The 15,696-nt window shown below is 35.6% G+C and carries 15 protein-coding genes and 1 other annotated feature (1 of these 16 running past the window's edge); of the genes, 8 read left to right on the top strand and 7 right to left on the bottom strand.

Annotated features, from left to right (window positions below; genetic code table 11):
- The first annotated feature begins 60 nt into the window (after nucleotides 1-60).
- Together SB773_RS03010 and SB773_RS03005 are read left to right on the top strand one after the other, a co-directional pair.
- A complete protein-coding gene (locus tag SB773_RS03010; RefSeq protein ID WP_001225739.1) occupies nucleotides 61-639 on the top strand; it encodes an LOG family protein in 579 nt (192 codons plus the stop codon).
- A gap of 369 nt (nucleotides 640-1,008) precedes the next feature.
- Complete coding sequence (locus SB773_RS03005; RefSeq protein WP_000533787.1) at nucleotides 1,009-1,512, top strand: DinB family protein; 504 nt, start codon at nucleotides 1,009-1,011, stop codon at nucleotides 1,510-1,512.
- 105 nt (nucleotides 1,513-1,617) lie between these two features.
- On the opposite strand, the gene SB773_RS03000 is transcribed toward SB773_RS03005, so the two are convergent.
- The 3 genes from SB773_RS03000 to SB773_RS02990 all read right to left on the bottom strand — a co-directional run bounded on the left by SB773_RS03000 (nucleotide 1,618) and on the right by SB773_RS02990 (nucleotide 4,254).
- Nucleotides 1,618-1,815: a hypothetical protein gene (locus SB773_RS03000; RefSeq protein ID WP_002166501.1), complete on the bottom strand. Its 198-nt coding sequence runs from the start codon at nucleotides 1,813-1,815 to the stop codon at nucleotides 1,618-1,620.
- A 394-nt stretch (nucleotides 1,816-2,209) separates the two neighbouring features.
- Entirely contained in the window at nucleotides 2,210-2,650 is a 441-nt protein-coding gene (locus SB773_RS02995) for a Dps family protein (protein WP_002034654.1), read from the bottom strand.
- A 170-nt stretch (nucleotides 2,651-2,820) separates the two neighbouring features.
- Complete coding sequence (locus SB773_RS02990) at nucleotides 2,821-4,254, bottom strand: alanine/glycine:cation symporter family protein (RefSeq protein WP_060749376.1); 1,434 nt, start codon at nucleotides 4,252-4,254, stop codon at nucleotides 2,821-2,823.
- A 411-nt stretch (nucleotides 4,255-4,665) separates the two neighbouring features.
- On the opposite strand from SB773_RS02990, the gene SB773_RS02985 reads away from it, so the two are divergent.
- The 6 genes from SB773_RS02985 to SB773_RS02960 all read left to right on the top strand — a co-directional run bounded on the left by SB773_RS02985 (nucleotide 4,666) and on the right by SB773_RS02960 (nucleotide 10,118).
- Nucleotides 4,666-5,163 (top strand): cation:proton antiporter regulatory subunit, encoded by a 498-nt coding sequence (locus SB773_RS02985; RefSeq protein ID WP_002015988.1) that lies wholly within the window; start codon nucleotides 4,666-4,668, stop codon nucleotides 5,161-5,163.
- Nucleotides 5,164-6,363 carry a cation:proton antiporter gene (locus SB773_RS02980; RefSeq protein WP_131246992.1) on the top strand — a complete coding sequence of 400 codons (1,200 nt, stop codon included), beginning with the start codon at nucleotides 5,164-5,166 and terminating at the stop codon, nucleotides 6,361-6,363. It begins immediately after the preceding gene.
- A gap of 194 nt (nucleotides 6,364-6,557) precedes the next feature.
- Nucleotides 6,558-6,992 (top strand): DUF3920 family protein, encoded by a 435-nt coding sequence (locus tag SB773_RS02975; protein WP_131246991.1) that lies wholly within the window; start codon nucleotides 6,558-6,560, stop codon nucleotides 6,990-6,992.
- 109 nt (nucleotides 6,993-7,101) lie between these two features.
- The gene (locus SB773_RS02970; RefSeq protein ID WP_060749374.1) at nucleotides 7,102-7,512 is read left to right on the top strand and encodes a MarR family winged helix-turn-helix transcriptional regulator; all 411 of its coding nucleotides are present in this window, start codon (nucleotides 7,102-7,104) and stop codon (nucleotides 7,510-7,512) included.
- A 50-nt stretch (nucleotides 7,513-7,562) separates the two neighbouring features.
- Nucleotides 7,563-8,261 (top strand): pirin family protein, encoded by a 699-nt coding sequence (locus tag SB773_RS02965; RefSeq protein ID WP_131246990.1) that lies wholly within the window; start codon nucleotides 7,563-7,565, stop codon nucleotides 8,259-8,261.
- Between the two features lie 207 nt (nucleotides 8,262-8,468).
- Complete coding sequence (locus tag SB773_RS02960) at nucleotides 8,469-10,118, top strand: M4 family metallopeptidase (protein ID WP_341026073.1); 1,650 nt, start codon at nucleotides 8,469-8,471, stop codon at nucleotides 10,116-10,118.
- A 44-nt stretch (nucleotides 10,119-10,162) separates the two neighbouring features.
- Here SB773_RS02960 and SB773_RS02955 read toward each other — a convergent pair whose 3' ends face one another.
- From SB773_RS02955 to SB773_RS02940, 4 genes are all read right to left on the bottom strand, one after another.
- Complete coding sequence (locus SB773_RS02955) at nucleotides 10,163-10,480, bottom strand: metal-sulfur cluster assembly factor (RefSeq protein WP_000082522.1); 318 nt, start codon at nucleotides 10,478-10,480, stop codon at nucleotides 10,163-10,165.
- Nucleotides 10,481-10,600: 120 nt separating this feature from the next.
- The gene (locus SB773_RS02950; RefSeq protein ID WP_410588514.1) at nucleotides 10,601-12,292 is read right to left on the bottom strand and encodes a methyl-accepting chemotaxis protein; all 1,692 of its coding nucleotides are present in this window, start codon (nucleotides 12,290-12,292) and stop codon (nucleotides 10,601-10,603) included.
- Nucleotides 12,293-12,619: 327 nt separating this feature from the next.
- Nucleotides 12,620-14,314, bottom strand: coding sequence for a methyl-accepting chemotaxis protein (locus tag SB773_RS02945; protein ID WP_410588512.1), 1,695 nt, complete (start codon nucleotides 14,312-14,314; stop codon nucleotides 12,620-12,622).
- A 413-nt stretch (nucleotides 14,315-14,727) separates the two neighbouring features.
- Nucleotides 14,728-15,546, bottom strand: a complete 819-nt coding sequence (locus tag SB773_RS02940) for a class I SAM-dependent methyltransferase (RefSeq protein ID WP_341026064.1) — start codon at nucleotides 15,544-15,546, stop codon at nucleotides 14,728-14,730.
- A 113-nt stretch (nucleotides 15,547-15,659) separates the two neighbouring features.
- Nucleotides 15,660-15,696, top strand: a binding site (T-box leader); it runs 234 nt beyond the window's last position.

Here is a 15,696-nt window from a genome sequence, read left to right as displayed (position 1 = left end):
CTTCAATATGTTGTACAATGTTCATTGTATCATAACAATATATAGTTTCGGGGTGTAGGGATGAGAAAGATTTGTGTATTTGCAGGTTCAAATTTAGGGGAAAGACCAGAATTTAAAGAGCAGGCAATAGAGTTAGGGAAAATGTTTGTTGAGAACGATTATGAGCTTGTATACGGCGGTTCATGCGTTGGATTAATGGGAGAAGTGGCAAACGAAGTTCTTCGTTTAGGTGGACGTGTAACAGGTGTTATGCCGCGCGGTCTATTTCGAGGAGAAATCGTACATACAGGATTAACAGAATTAATTGAAGTAGAAACGATGCATGAGCGAAAGGCGAAAATGGCAGAGCTTGCGGATGCTTTCATTGCATTACCAGGCGGATACGGAACGTTTGAAGAACTATTTGAAGTAGTATGTTGGTCACAAATTGGTATACATAATAAGCCGGTTGGTTTATTAAACATAAAAGACTTTTACGGACCAATTTTGCAAATGGTTGAACGGGCAGCAGAAGAAGGCTTTATGAATCCATCGAATAAAGAGTTAATTGTTTCCGCTGAGACGGCAGATAAACTAATTCATGAAATCCAAAATTACGAGCGTCCTGTCTTGGGGACGAAGTGGAAGCAATTATCATAGTACATTTTTATAGCGATTTATAGAAACACATGTCTTTTTTACCGTAAAAAGGCATGTGTTTTTAATTTGGTTAAATATATTGATAGTGAGATGTGAAATCGTTGGAAGAGGGGAAGTAGATGGAGGTATGTTTTGCTTACTTAAAAAAAGAACATCTGAATAAACGGTGAGTAAGGAATTATTGAGTGACATAGAATTGTTCCGTTAAAGGGTCAGATTGTGGAAGATGACGAATGTTTTTTATGAAGTTAATAGAGGTTTTTTTAATCGTAATCAGAATAAATTTTATAGATGTAATCCTTTGGGAATTTTTAAGCAGCTATGTATCATAATCTAATCATTAAAATGAAAATTGGAGGAGAAATGAGCATGGGTCGTTCTGTATTAAAAATGTATAATTACCACTTATGGGCAAATGAAGTTATTTTAAATCGCTTAAAAGAACTACCGCAAGACATTTTCCATAAGGAAGTTAAGAGTGGTTTTTCTTCGGTGGCAAAAGTAATGTCTCACATATACCTCACAGATTTAGCCTGGCTCGAGATCATTTCTGGCAAAAGTATGAGTGATGCAATGGTACACACAGACCAATTGAAAGAACAGCTAGAAACAAAAAATATTGAGGAAATGGAAACTAGTTTTTATGAATTATCTAAACGATATAAAGAACTTTTAAGTAGTCAACAAGATTATGAAAAAGTGTTTGAGGTTGATAATCCGTATGCTGGGCTCCTGGATACGACGGTTTCTGAAACAATACTACACGTCGTCACTCACGGAGCATATCACCGTGGGAATATAGCCACAATGTTGCGGCAAATGGGGCATACCTCTGTTATGCAAGATTTTGGACTATTTCTATATTCAAAATGAATTCTTTTTATTTACGATAGAATATGTGTTGTATGATGTTTTTGGGGACTGCTTTTATTAGTGGTTTAAGCTTAATTATGTATTAGAGAAAAAAGGCATTCCATATTATTTCGGAATGCCTTTATTGTTATTGTTACTTTGTTTTTTATACAGGTACCAGCCACCCCAGCCGCCACCAATTGCTACAACAACGAGGAAAGCATAGTCTTTAACCTCGACACGTATATTGAAAATATTAGCTATAAGTAAGAGAATCCCAACTGTTATTAACGCAAAAAATGCTCTAATTAAGTAGTCTTTCAACTGAACCACTCCCGCCATTTAAGTAGTAAATGATGAATATGGAAAAGCTTTTTTGGATCTATTTTACTAAAGGGTGTTACCTATATTTTAACATAAAAGGGATTGTAATATATTGATAAAAGTAGAGGAGAGGGGGGCTAATATTGTCGTGATTTGTCGGTAAGTCGATATAATTGGAAAATCGCTGATATAAATTTCATGTACTGATATGCATGACAACCCCATAGAAAAAAAGCGACTCTGAACGAGCCGCTTCCGCTTTAAGTGGTATCCAGCTCCGGTGGCTAGCTCTTCGTGTCTAAGAACCTTCCACATAAGAAGGCAAAAAGCGCCTTCTATGTGAAAGAACCTTAGCCAGTCAGAGCTGAACGAGCCACCTCCGCTTTAAAATCTATTATTGATTCAAGAACGCGCGTAGCATCCAAGCGTGTTTTTCTAGTTCTGTGTAGATGCCTAGTAGTAGGTCAGATGTCATTTCGTCGTCAGATTCTTGAGCGATTACCATGCCTTTTTTCAGTTCAGTTAGCATCATTTCGTAGTCTTTCATGATTGCTTCGACCATCCCTTCTGCAGTTTCTCCGTAAGCTGCTTCTTGAATAGAAGATAGTTCTAAGTATTCTTTCATTGTTGCTACTGGTTTGCCGCCAATTGCTAAAATACGTTCTGCGATTTCATCGATGTGAGTAGCTGATTCTGTGTAAAGCTCTTCAAATTTTTCATGTAGTGTGAAGAATTGAGGTCCTTTTACGTACCAATGGAAGTTGTGTAGTTTTGTAAATAAAACGCTCCAGTTTGCTACTTGTTTGTTTAATGCTTCGATTACTTGTGTATTCATTATGATCAATCTCCTCTTGAGTTATTATTTTATATGAATTACTAATTTATAATTATTATAATCTAGTAATTTGTATAAATCAACCCTTTTGCTGGAATTAATTTGAACAAATTATGAACTGTTGTAAATAAAAAATCCCTATTACTGTGAAGTAATAGGGATTTTTATTGTTAAATAGCTTGTTTCTTCTCTTCTAAATCTTGCCCATCCCAACACTCTGTATTTTTTAAGCCAGGGATAGAACTTGCAACGAAAACAGGATCTTTTCCTTGTTTCTTTTGTTTTATATAGTCTACTAATGCTGCGTAGGCAAATTTGCTAAGGAATGAGATGGCAATTAAGTTTGTGAATACCATTAGTCCCATAAATAAATCAGCTAAGCTCCAAACTGTTTGAAGGGCAGCGATTGATCCGAAGAACACCATTCCGACAACTGCAACACGATAAATCATTAACCATGTTTTGCTTTCTTTAATGAATGCGATATTTGTTTCACCATAATAGTAGTTTCCTAGTAAAGAACTGAAAGCGAATAGGAAAATAATAATCGCTAAGAAAGTGCTTGCCCATGGTCCGATTTGTGAACTTAATGCTTGTTGTGTTAATTCAATTCCTTGTAAATTTGATCCTTTGTAAAGTCCAGAACATAATACGATAAATGCTGTTGATGTACATACTAAGAATGTATCTACGAAAACACCTAGTGCTTGAACAAGTCCTTGTTTTACAGGATGAGATACATCTGATGTTGCAGCTGCGTTAGGAGAGCTACCCATACCTGCTTCTGTCGCGAATAAACCGCGCTGAATTCCGAATTTGATTGCTGCTCCAATACCACCAGCGATGGCTTGGTCTAAACCGAATGCACCGTTAAATATTTCCATGAAAATGCTTGGTAACATATTGAAGTTGTTAATAACGACAAAAACAGCCACACCAATATAAATGATTGCCATTGGCGGAACGATCATTTCTGTAATACGTGAAATGCTTTTAATACCACCAAAAATAATTACCGCAACTAATAAAGCTAATACAGCTCCTACGATAGTTCGTTCTAATCCAAAAGCATTTTCAAACGCTATTGTTACTGTATTTGCTTGTACTGAATTGAAAATTAATCCGTATGCAACTGTAATGAGAAGTGAAAACCAGACACCCATCCAGCGTTTGTTTAACCCTTTTTCCATATAATATGCTGGTCCACCACGGAATCTGCTTCCATCTTTTACTTTATAAATTTGCGCGAGCGTACATTCTACAAAACTAGTAGCTGCACCGATAATAGCGATAAACCACATCCAAAATATTGCGCCAGGTCCGCCCATTGAAATTGCTAGTGCTACACCAGCTAAGTTCCCGATACCAATACGTGCAGCTGCACTTAAGCAAAATGCTTGGAATGGAGAGACGCTATCTTTTTTCTTTTCTTTTCGATTGAACCCTTTACTAATTAAACTGACCATTTCACTGAAATGAGTAATTTGGACAAATTTTAATTTAAAAGAGAAATAAAGACCGAAGCCGATTAGCATTGCAATAAGAATATATGACCACAAAATATTATTCGTTACTTCAAGGAATCTGCTAAAGATATCAACCATATAATACACTTCCTTTTTTTCATAATAAGAAAAGTATATGCAAAAAATATATCAGAATCAAATTTTCTAAAAAAACATGTTACATAAACTTAGTTTATGTTATGATTAAGTTACATTGTAATATTTTTAAAATTATTTACATTTTAAAAAACTAAATTTAAAGCGAGAAAGAGGGGATAATTTGAAAGAAGAATCTTTATTGAAAGTAAGCCTTAAGATTTTGAAAACGAGAAGTAATTTATTTTTTATCGTTACATCTTCAAGTATGTTTCTAGGAGCTACTTATTATTACAATAAAAGATTTCCAAATCACAAATATCCTGAATGGTTAGAATTTCTAAAATTGATTGGATGAATAAAAGACAGAAAAACAGAAAATTTAAATATAAATCCGTTGAGGAGGAGTTAAAGATGAATATTAGAGAAAGTGAACTTCCAGGTATTGGTTACAAGTTTCAAATCGTTACGAAAGGTAACGAAAAAATGGTGATTGTTATTCATGATGATGGACGTAGAGAAATGTATCATTTCGATTCAGACCATGAAGAAAGTCTATCAAGCATTTCATTGCGCGACTCAGAGGCAAGACAAATTGCAGCAATATTAGGCGGGATGGTATATAAGCCTAGGGCACTAGAAAATGTTGAGATGGTCTTTGAAGGTTTAGCAATTGAGTGGTTCAAAGTGGAGAATGCAGCGCCAGCAATTGGAAAAACAATTGGTGATCTTGAAATAAGAAAAACATATAGCGTAACGATAATTGCAGTTATGAAAAAGAATATGAAAAAGCTATTTAATCCAGGTCCAGACACGGTGATTGAAGAAGGAGATATGCTTGTAGTTTCTGGTGAGAGAGAAGAAATTAAAAAGATTATTAATGAATTACTTTCGAATAGGGGGACTGACTAGATGGATACTTTAATTTTTGAAGTCGGTACAGCTTTAGTTTTAGTAGCAATTGCGGCGGTAATCGCTGGAAAGTTTAAATTCTCAGTAATTCCTTTTCTAATTGTTCTTGGCATGTTAGTAGGGCCGCACGCGCCGACAATAGGTGTTATCGATCTCAAATTTATTGAAAGTGCAAGTGTGATATCCTTCCTTGGAAGGATTGGCGTTCTGTTCCTTCTTTTCTATCTGGGATTAGAGTTTTCGATGAAAAAACTAATTAAATCTGGACGTTCTATCGCGATTGGCGGAACAATCTATATTTTGATTAACTTTTCACTAGGATTATTATACGGATTTATAATGGGGTTCCCGTTACTCGAAATCTTAATTATTGCGGGTATTATTACGATTTCTTCTAGTGCTATCGTTGCAAAGGTATTAGTTGATTTAAGAAGAACTGGTAATAATGAAACCGAATTAATTTTAGGAATTATTATGTTTGAAGATATATTCCTTGCTGTATATTTATCAGTTGTCTCTGGTTTAGTTCTAGGGGATCATGCTTCCTTCCTAGGCGCTCTTACCTCAATTGGAATTGCTTTAGGATATATGCTTCTATTCTTTATTGTAGCTAGAAAGGCGACACCGTTATTAAATAAATTGCTTAATATTAGTTCGGATGAAATTTTCATTATTGTAGTATTTGCTTCGTTGTTCTTTATTGCAGGTTTTTCAGAAACAATTCACGTTGCAGAAGCAATCGGGGCACTTCTTTTAGGGTTAGTTTTCTCTGAGACAGAGCATAGTGATCGAATTGAACATCTTGTTGTTCCATTTAGAGACTTCTTCGGAGCTATCTTCTTCTTCAGTTTCGGATTAAGTATCGATCCGTTTTCATTGGGCGGAGCAATATGGTTAACGTTAGGTGCTGTACTTCTGACGATAATCGGAAACTTTGTAGCAGGGATGATTGCAGGGCGACAAGCTGGATTATCTCATAAAGCGTCAACAAATATTGGATTAACAATCGTTTCAAGGGGAGAATTCTCAATCATTATGGCTAATATCGGTATCGCGGGTGGGTTAATGTCGGTATTGAAACCATTCTCAGCACTATATGTGCTTATACTATCCATTTTAGGTCCCCTTCTAACGAAAGAGTCAAAGAATGTATATAAACTTTTAAATAAAATCTTTAAGTGGGATACAAAGAATAGCTAAATTTTAAACAATTGACGTGTAAGTTCAGACTTTATATAAGGTATTATTGTGAAGGAATCTATAGTTAAATAGATTCCTTTTTTTATGGGAAATTAATAACTGGTTGTTATTTGTTAGAGAAGGATATGTTTAATATTTTACATATTGTGGCATACATATAGGAAAAGGGAGTTTAGGAAGGGGATTATTGAGAAATGGAACTCCAGTTTCAAAATGTATATCAACAAGTTGAGAATTGGTATGTGTTGGATTCGGAGCTTCCTTGGGATGTCAAAAAGTTAAGAAATGATTTGTTTTCTCTTATTGAAGTAAGTGCAACGCCAGTTATTTTTTGTGATACGTGTGATGCGAATCATGTACTTTTATCATTAGGAGAAGAAGAAGAGGAGTTTTTATTCCCAGTAGGTGGTTTTTATCATAAAGAAAAACAATTAATTTTCGTTTGTATGTGGGAAGAGTATGAGCAAGTGCTCAAAACGCTATTGCATGAATTCAGGCATGCGATGCAGCATAAGGACGATATACTATATGTTGGAAATGAACTATACGAAGAAAGATGGATTGAGAAAGATGCGAGGCATTTCGCGGAGAGGAAGCTAGATGAATATAAAAATAGAAATTTAATCTGAAGCATAAGTGGAGGAAAATCACTGTGCTTTTTTGCTAATTAAAAATAAGTAGTTGACCTTTAATAAGTTTAGTTCTAAACTAATAGTATCAAATGAGCGAGGTGATGGAATGAAAGCAGAGGAAAGACTTGGATTACTATTATGGTTTCGTTTATCACGCTTTTATAATAGAAGTATTCGTGAGACGAATCAGCATTTGAAAAAGTGGAATGTATCTGCCGCTCAGTTTGATGTATTAGTTCAAATCGGAGGAAACGATCGTTTAACGCAGCAAGAACTTGGAAATAAGTTGTTTGTTACGAAAGGAAATGTTACTCAACTTTTAAATAAGATGGAGCAACTAGATTGGATTCAGCGTGAACAAGAAGGTACCACGAAATATATTTCATTAACAGAAGAGGGAAAGGTTCTATATGAAGAAATAGTCCCGCCGCAAGAAACATTTCAAGCAGAGCAATTTGATAAGTTAAATAGAGAAGAACAAAAACAATTATTAGAATTACTGAAGAAGTTGCAGTGATAAAATTAAAAATAAATATCTCGATTTCGAGATAATATGAGGTGAAGGATATGTTTAGAAAAGTTGATCATAAAAATATGGGAAGAGCAAATCACGGTTGGTTAAATACACATTTTCATTTTTCCTTTGCAAATTATTATAATCCAAACAACATGAATTTTGGAGCAGTGCGTGTTATGAATGATGATTTAATAGCGCCACAAACTGGTTTTGATATGCATCCGCACCGTGATATGGAGATTATCTCTTACGTTATAGATGGTGAATTAACACATGAAGATAGTATGGGGAACCGCGGGACAATTGAGCGTGGGCATGTTCAATATATGAGTGCAGGTACTGGTGTATTTCACAGTGAGCATAACTTAGGAAGTGAAACATTACGTTTATTGCAAATTTGGATTTTACCAGACCGCGACGGTCATAAACCAAACTATGGTGAGTTTAAATTTGATTGGAGTAAACGTGAAAATGAGTGGTTCCATATGGTATCTCCTTCTGATGGAGATGCACCAATTCATATTCACCAAGATGCAAATTTATATTCTTTATCATTAGAAGCTGGTAAAGAAATTCATTTTCCTGTTAAAGAAGGACGTCAATTGTACCTTGTACAAATTGAAGGTTGCAGCGTTGTAAACGGTGAAACACTCGTAATGCGTGATGCAGCGGAGGCTGTAGAAGAAGATATTCACATTCAAGCGAAAGAAAACTCTCACTACTTAGCGATTGAAATGAAAATGGAATAAAGTGAAACTTTAACCCATGGCGGTTTTAAGTATGTGAATAGCGAGATGAAAAGTTATAGGGAAGAGGATATCGAAAACGATATCCTTTTTTGTGTGAGTTAAATTAACAGAAAAAACTTTCTCAATTTTTGAGAGCAGGTATTAGAGGGATTATTCAGAATATTTATAAAGGTGTTAAAAACTTTTAGGGAAATGGGGAGTGTTAGATTGAAAAAGCAAGTAATTTCATCAGCATTAGCATTAACTGTTATCGCAAGTGGGTTTGGGGCATTTGGAGCAACTACGACGAAAGCAGAAGAGCAAAAAATCCAGTATCACCAAGAGTTTAAAACGCCAGCTTACATAGGTGAAGAATGGAAAGCGCCGGAAGGACTAGATAAAAAAGAGACGGTCTTTCAATATTTAGAGAGTAAAAAGGATATGTTTAAACTAGCGGGAAATATTGACAAACATTTCAATATCGTTGGTGAAGAAAAAGATGCTGATTCTGGTACAACACATGTGAAGTTAGTTGAGAAGCATAATAACATTCCTGTGTATGGTTCAGATCAAACAGTTACGCTTGATAAAGAGAATAATGTAAAAGCATTTTTCGGACAAGTTATTCCGAATTTAGATAATAAAAATATTCCTGCATCTGCAAGTATTAGTGCGGAACAAGCAGAAACGATTGCAAAAGCTAATATTGAGAAAGAAATTGGTAAAGTAAAGAATTATGATGGTGTGAAAAAAGATTTATATGTGTATGAAAAAGATGGTCAATACTATCTTGCATATCTTGTAAAAGCGTCGGTTTCGAAACCAGCTCCAGGATATTGGCATTACTTTGTTGATGCAACAAATGGAAATGTTATTGAGAAATATAATGCTGTAGATAACATTACTGGATTTGGTTACGGAGTATTAGGTGCTAGACAATCATTTGAAATTGCTCAAGATACGAAAACAGGAGCGTTCAACTTATTTGATGGTACACGAGGACAAGGTGTCCATACATTTGATGCAGAGAATATGGATGAAAACTGGTTTAATTTATTCTCACAAATTCTTGGATATACAGGAGAAGAAGTTGTAAGTAAATCTAAGTTCTTCGAAGATAAAGCGGCAGTTGATGCGCATGTGAATGCAGGAAAAGTATATGATTATTATAAAAAGACATTTAACCGTAACTCTTTCGATGATAAAGGTGCGAGACTTATTTCTACTGTTCACGTAGGTGAATCTTGGAATAACGCAGCTTGGAACGGTGTTCAGATGATGTATGGTGATGGCGATGGCAAGACATTCATTCCATTATCTGCTGGACTAGATGTTATCGGTCACGAATTAACGCATGCTGTAACTGAACATACAGCAAACCTTGTTTATAAAGATGAGTCAGGTGCGTTAAATGAATCGTTATCTGATATCATGGGTGTCATGGTTGAGAAGAAGAGCTGGGATTTAGGTGCTGATATTTATACACCTGGTAAACCTGGTGATGCACTTCGTTCTCTGAAAGATCCAGCATCTATTCCAAACCCATTAAAACCAGGTGAAGGTTACCCAGATCACTACAATAAACGTTATACTGGAAAAGCTGATAATGGCGGCGTTCATATTAACAGTAGTATTAACAATAAGGCAGCGTATTTAGTGTCTGAGGGCGGCACACATTACGGTGTGAAAGTAACTGGAGTAGGCCGTGAAGCGACAGAAAAAATTTACTATCGTGCTCTTACGAAATATTTAACTGCAAACTCTGACTTTAAAATGATGCGTCAAGCAGCACTTCAATCAGCGGAAGACTTATACGGTAAAAACTCTAAAGCTGTACAAGCTGTAACGAAAGCTTATGATGCAGTAGGAGTAAAATAATAAGAGAAAAAAGACCTGACTGGATTGTCAGGTCTTTTCCTTATTTAATCACGAATACCTAATGCAATTTTTGCCATACGTGACATACGTTCTTTTGTCCACGGTGGGTTCCATACAACGTTTACTTCTATTTCATTTACTTCAGGTACGTTCGTTGATAATACTTTTTTAACGTCTGATACGATTTGGCCAGCCATTGGACAACCGATAGAAGTCATCGTCATTGTAATGACAGCATTATTATTTTCATCCGCTGTAACGTCATAAACTAATCCGAGATTGATAATATCAACACCTAATTCAGGGTCAATAACAGCTTCTAAGTTGGCATATAACTTTTCTTCAAATGCTTGTTGTGACATGTGTAGCACCCCCTAAATATTAATGATATCGGTTCTCATTATAACGGATATGCGGGATAAGTGCAGGAAATGAGCTCAAAAAAATATTCCTCCCTGAGAGAGGAATATTTTTTTGAAAAGCTATTCAGTTTTAAAATGAGATACAAGCTGATCTAATTCTTCAACTGTTTGTTTCATTTGTTTTGCAGTGAGAGTCATTTCATTCATCACGATGACTTTCTGTTCAGCAGATTGTGCCGTTGCAGCTGTTTCACTAGATACTTCATTTGAAATAGAAGCGATGTTATTAAGTGAAGCGTTCATTTCTTCAGCGCTTGCAGCCATTTCTTCAGCAGTTGCTGATATGTCTTGCATTTGAGTTGATACTTTATTTACTTGTTCAACAATTGTTGTGAAAGAAGTACCAGCCTCACGAACGACAGTAATGCCTTCAAATGCTTCAGAACGACCTTTAGACATCATAGAACTAGCTGTTTCTGTATCATTTTGAATTTGATGTAGTAATTGGTTAATATCTTTTGCAGCAGTTTTAGATTGTTCCGCAAGTTTACGAACTTCATCAGCTACGACAGCAAATCCTTTTCCTTGCTCACCAGCACGAGCTGCTTCAATAGAAGCGTTTAAAGCAAGTAAGTTTGTTTGCTCAGCGATATTAGAAATAGATTGTACAGCCGTATCAATATATTTCGTGTGAGTGATTAGACGTTCGACCACTTCTGATGTAGCATTTACAGCTTCATGTATCGTTGTCATTTGTGAAACAGATTTTTGGATAACAGTACTTCCGTCGTTAGCATGTTCAGATGTAGCTACAGCAAGTTCGGCTACAGATGAAGCAGATTCAGCGATACGCTGAACACTTATTGCCATATCATCCATCGCAGTCGAGCTTTCTTCCATACTAGAAGTTTGCGATTGAATACTTGAATTTAAGTTGGACATCGAGCTTTGAACTCTTATTGTTGCCTCGCGTGATGTATTAGTCTTTTCTAGCATATTTTCAGAAGCTGTTTGTACTTCTACAGATGTTTTTTGAACACGATTAATGATATGCTGCAAGTTTTCTAACATTTTATTAAATGATGTGGCAATAGCACCGATTTCATCATTGCTATTTACTTGTAGACGGGCTGTTAAGTCGCCTTCTTGAGAGGCTAATTCTTTTAGTTTAGTATCAATTTGTTGAATTGGTTTTACAAGCTTACCAGAGAACCACCATGCAAGAATAATTGCAGTTACAATACAAATAACAAGTGATAAGAAGACAACATATTCAATTCGTAGTGAAGATTGATCGATTTTTTCAATAGATTGTTCACGTAATTTAGCTTGTTCATTACTGTAATTTGTGAAATCACCGATTACTTTATAAACAGTGCCATTCTCTGTAGAAGCTACTTGTAAAGCTTCTTCCCATTTTTGTTCTTTTGCAAGAGTGAATACTTTCTCTTCAATGAACTTTCTCCAAGTGGATCCTAATTCCATTGTGCTTTTCACGGACTGAGAAGTGTTAGGGTTAGAAAGAAGTTGCCCTTTTGTATCTTCAAGACGTTTACTCATCTCATTAAACTTGTCTAATTCGACTTGATCATGTTGTAGTAAATAACCTCTTAAAGCAGAAAGTTGTACTTGATAAGCGTCTCCGCGCTCTTTCAATTCTGTTGCAAGAGGAGAAATTTCTTTTTGTAATGTTTCAGCTTTATGAGACTGATCCATGGTAAAGAATAAAATAAAAGCTAAGGCGATGCCGAATAAAGCACAAATCGTTCCCATCATGAACATAAGTTTTTTTCTGATACTTACAAAATTCATATTATAAAAAGCCTCCTTTGTGAAATCTTAGTATTAGGATTAATTAATGTTAAAAATTGAAAGAAAGCTTTACTCCATCTGGAATAAAGCTTTCTTATTTCCTTTAGGAATTATAGCAGACAGAGTGGGAGAGAGAAAGATATATTTTAAAGTGAAAAAGAGGGGCTAAAAAAAGAAACCCATTCTTTTTCCTATTATCCCATTATTTGCGGACAGTTAATTTCTCACCTCAAAATTAGGCGGGAAATTAACTGCCTGTAAAAGCCCGATTGGTGAAGGCTAATAATCAGTGGGGGAGGAGAAAAAATCACTGATTAAAGTTTCACTTTATGCATTTGTTTTGAAATGAGAAACGAGAACTTCAAGTTCTTGTACTGCGGTTTTCATTTCTGATGACTTTGTAGCAATGTCTTTCATTACATTTACTTGGCCACCAGCTGAATGTGCTGTCTGTGATGTTTCAGCGGCAACTTCGTTTGAAATAGAAGCGATGTTATTTAAAGCTGCATTCATTTCCTCAGAACTTGCGGCCATTTCTTCAGCAGTTGCAGACATTTCTTGCATCTGTGTAGAGACTTTATTAACGTGGTTAACAATTGCTGAGAATGAAGATCCAGCGGTACGAATGACTGTAATTCCTTCAGAAGCTTCTGACTGACCTTGTGTCATCATGTCATTTGCTATTTTTGTGTCCGCTTGAATTTGATGAAGTAAATGGTTAATGTCATTTGCTGCTAGCTGAGATTGTTCAGCAAGTTTTCGTACTTCATCGGCAACAACAGCGAATCCTTTTCCATGTTCACCAGCGCGGGCGGCTTCAATAGAAGCGTTTAAAGCAAGTAGATTCGTTTGTTCTGCAACGTTAGAAATGGATTGAAGAGCAGTATCAATATGATTCGTATGTGTAATGAGTCGCTCTACCACTTTTGATGTAGCGTTAACAGCGTCATTGATTGTATTCATCTGTGTAATAGATTTTTCAATTACTTTACTACCATCATCTGCTTTTTCAGAAGTTGTAACAGCTAAGCTAGCAACAGAAGAGGCAGATTCTGCAATGCGCTGAACACTTGTTGCCATATCATCCATTGCGGTTGAACTTTCTTCAATGCTAGAAACTTGTGAACGAATATTGTGCTCAAGAGCATTCATAGTCTCTTTAGTTTTTGCGGTATTTTCCATAGAAGCAGTTGTTTCGATAAACACATTTTCAGAAGCTTCTTTTACACTTGTTGATGTTTGTTGAACTTGCTTTATTATACGCTGTAAGTTAGCAAGCATTTGATTAAAGGAATTTGCGATGTCACCAATTTCATCTTTACTCGTTACGTGTAATCTAGCGGTTAAATCGCCATCTTGAGAAGCTAATTCTTTTAACTTCGCATCAATTTGTCGAATCGGTTTAACGAGTTTACCAGAGAACCACCATGCCAATAGAATAGACGTTAATGTACATGTAATGAGTGAGAAGAAAATAATATATTGAATAAGGGATGAAGAAGACTCTACGTCAGCAATTAATACGTCCCGTTTGTCATTTTCTTCATTTGCATATTTAGTAAAACGACTTAAAAGATCATTTACATAATCTGTTTGAGCAAGAGCAATTTTGGATGCTTCATCCCATTTTCCTTCCCGTGCAAGAGGGAGGACTTCATTATCTACGACGCTGCGCCATTTTGCTCCCATTAAAATGGCCTCTTTCATTCCTTCAGGGAGTTTTTTATCACTCGTTACTTTTTCTCTTGTATCAGCTAATTTCTTTCCTTCCCGGTTGAATTTATCTAATCCTTTTTGATCGTGCGATAGTAAATATTCTTGTAAGCCAGCAACTTGCGCCTGGAACCAATCACCGCGTTCTTTTAAAATGGTTGCTCTTTTTGATACATCATTTTTTAATGTTTCGATTTCACTTGCTTGGCTCATGGCGAACGAAAGAATAACAATAAGAGCAATGCTAAATAAAGAAGAAATGCTTAAGAGTGTGAACAGAAGTTTTTTTCGAATACTAATATATTTCATCGTTACCCCTACCTTTTTTGAAACTATTTATTACGATTTATAAATACAAGAAACGGAATTAATAAAAACATTATTATGAAGTTATTAATCTGTTCAGTGAAAATTATAGCAGATAATGGAAGGAGGCAAATTGATATGAATAAATGTTCTTAAAATGTATACATTTGTATATCAAAAAATTCATAAATAAAAATCAGAAATGGTATTGTAATTTGAAATAACATCCTGTATACTTCTAATTAGTTGATAACGATTATCACTATCGACTGAACATTACTCTTCGTTATGTTGGTCATACCCCTTTTTGACGACGTAAGTCAGAGACGAATGTTGAAATATCTTGTGTCCTATTCTACAGAATTATAGTAATCTCCAACCTCAACTTATATGCGTAAGCATGCAAAAAAAGGATCCTATCCGTGAAGGGATCCTTTTTTGCATGGTGTTGCAATTAATGTATATAGACCAGGTATACGCTCTTCAATTCCCTCTGGTGCAGTAGAAGGGAAAACCCACTTTTGATGAGATCCGTGTTCTTCAATCAATTTTTCAACCTTGAAATTTGTTTCTGCCATTGATGTAATTATTTCTCCTAGTGTCCAGCGCCTAATTTTTGTTCTCGGTAAAGCGTATTTCTGTGATCCCGTAAGGAGAGTACTATAAGCTACGTCATCTTCAATAAGTTCCTCGTCGAAATAATTTCCATTTGCTCGAAATGATGGATGATCTACTCCTAATAATTTTGTATAAACGGGATGATAGTCACGTAGTATAAATGTCCCATCTTGTTTTAGTAAGTGAGAGATTATATGAAAGAGTGGCTTTAAGTCTAAAAAGTAATGGAGCACGCCAAGTTCCAGTAACACGATATCAAATGATTGGGATAGATTTAAATCTAGTACATCGGAAATGATATATTGAATAGAGACACCAGCAGCTTCGGCTAGTTCGGTTGCGTATTTTTCATTACTTGCTGAAATGTCTACAACTGTTACATCGGCTCCTAAAAGAGCAAGAGCAACTGCTTTATTTCCTTTTGATCCGAGTAAATTAATAATACGCTTTCCTTTTGGAGATTGTATGTAGGGTAAATAATGAGTGACCTCGCGCACGGGATCTTCCATGAGCTTTTTCGCATAATCCTCTGGTGCCCCGTGGCGATTTGTCCAAGCTTCATAAGCAGCTGCGTTCCAGCTTTTTTCATTAATAGTACTTAGTTGTTTTTGATTCAATTTTATCACTCCTTTTGTGAACGTATAGTTATTCGGTGAATGAGTAGGATTTCCTGTTTTTTTGAATAAAAGTTTGATTTTTCTGTTGTTAAGTCGTAAAATACGTTTTATACATAAAAGCGTTGAAAAGGAAAAGTAGAATGGAACCAT

It is taken from the genome of Bacillus sp. SIMBA_074 (assembly GCF_046534555.1).
GTDB classification, from domain to species: Bacteria; Bacillota; Bacilli; order Bacillales; family Bacillaceae_G; genus Bacillus_A; species Bacillus_A mycoides.
Note: the sequence above shows the minus strand (reverse complement) of the source record. Positions and strands in the feature narration are given on the sequence as shown.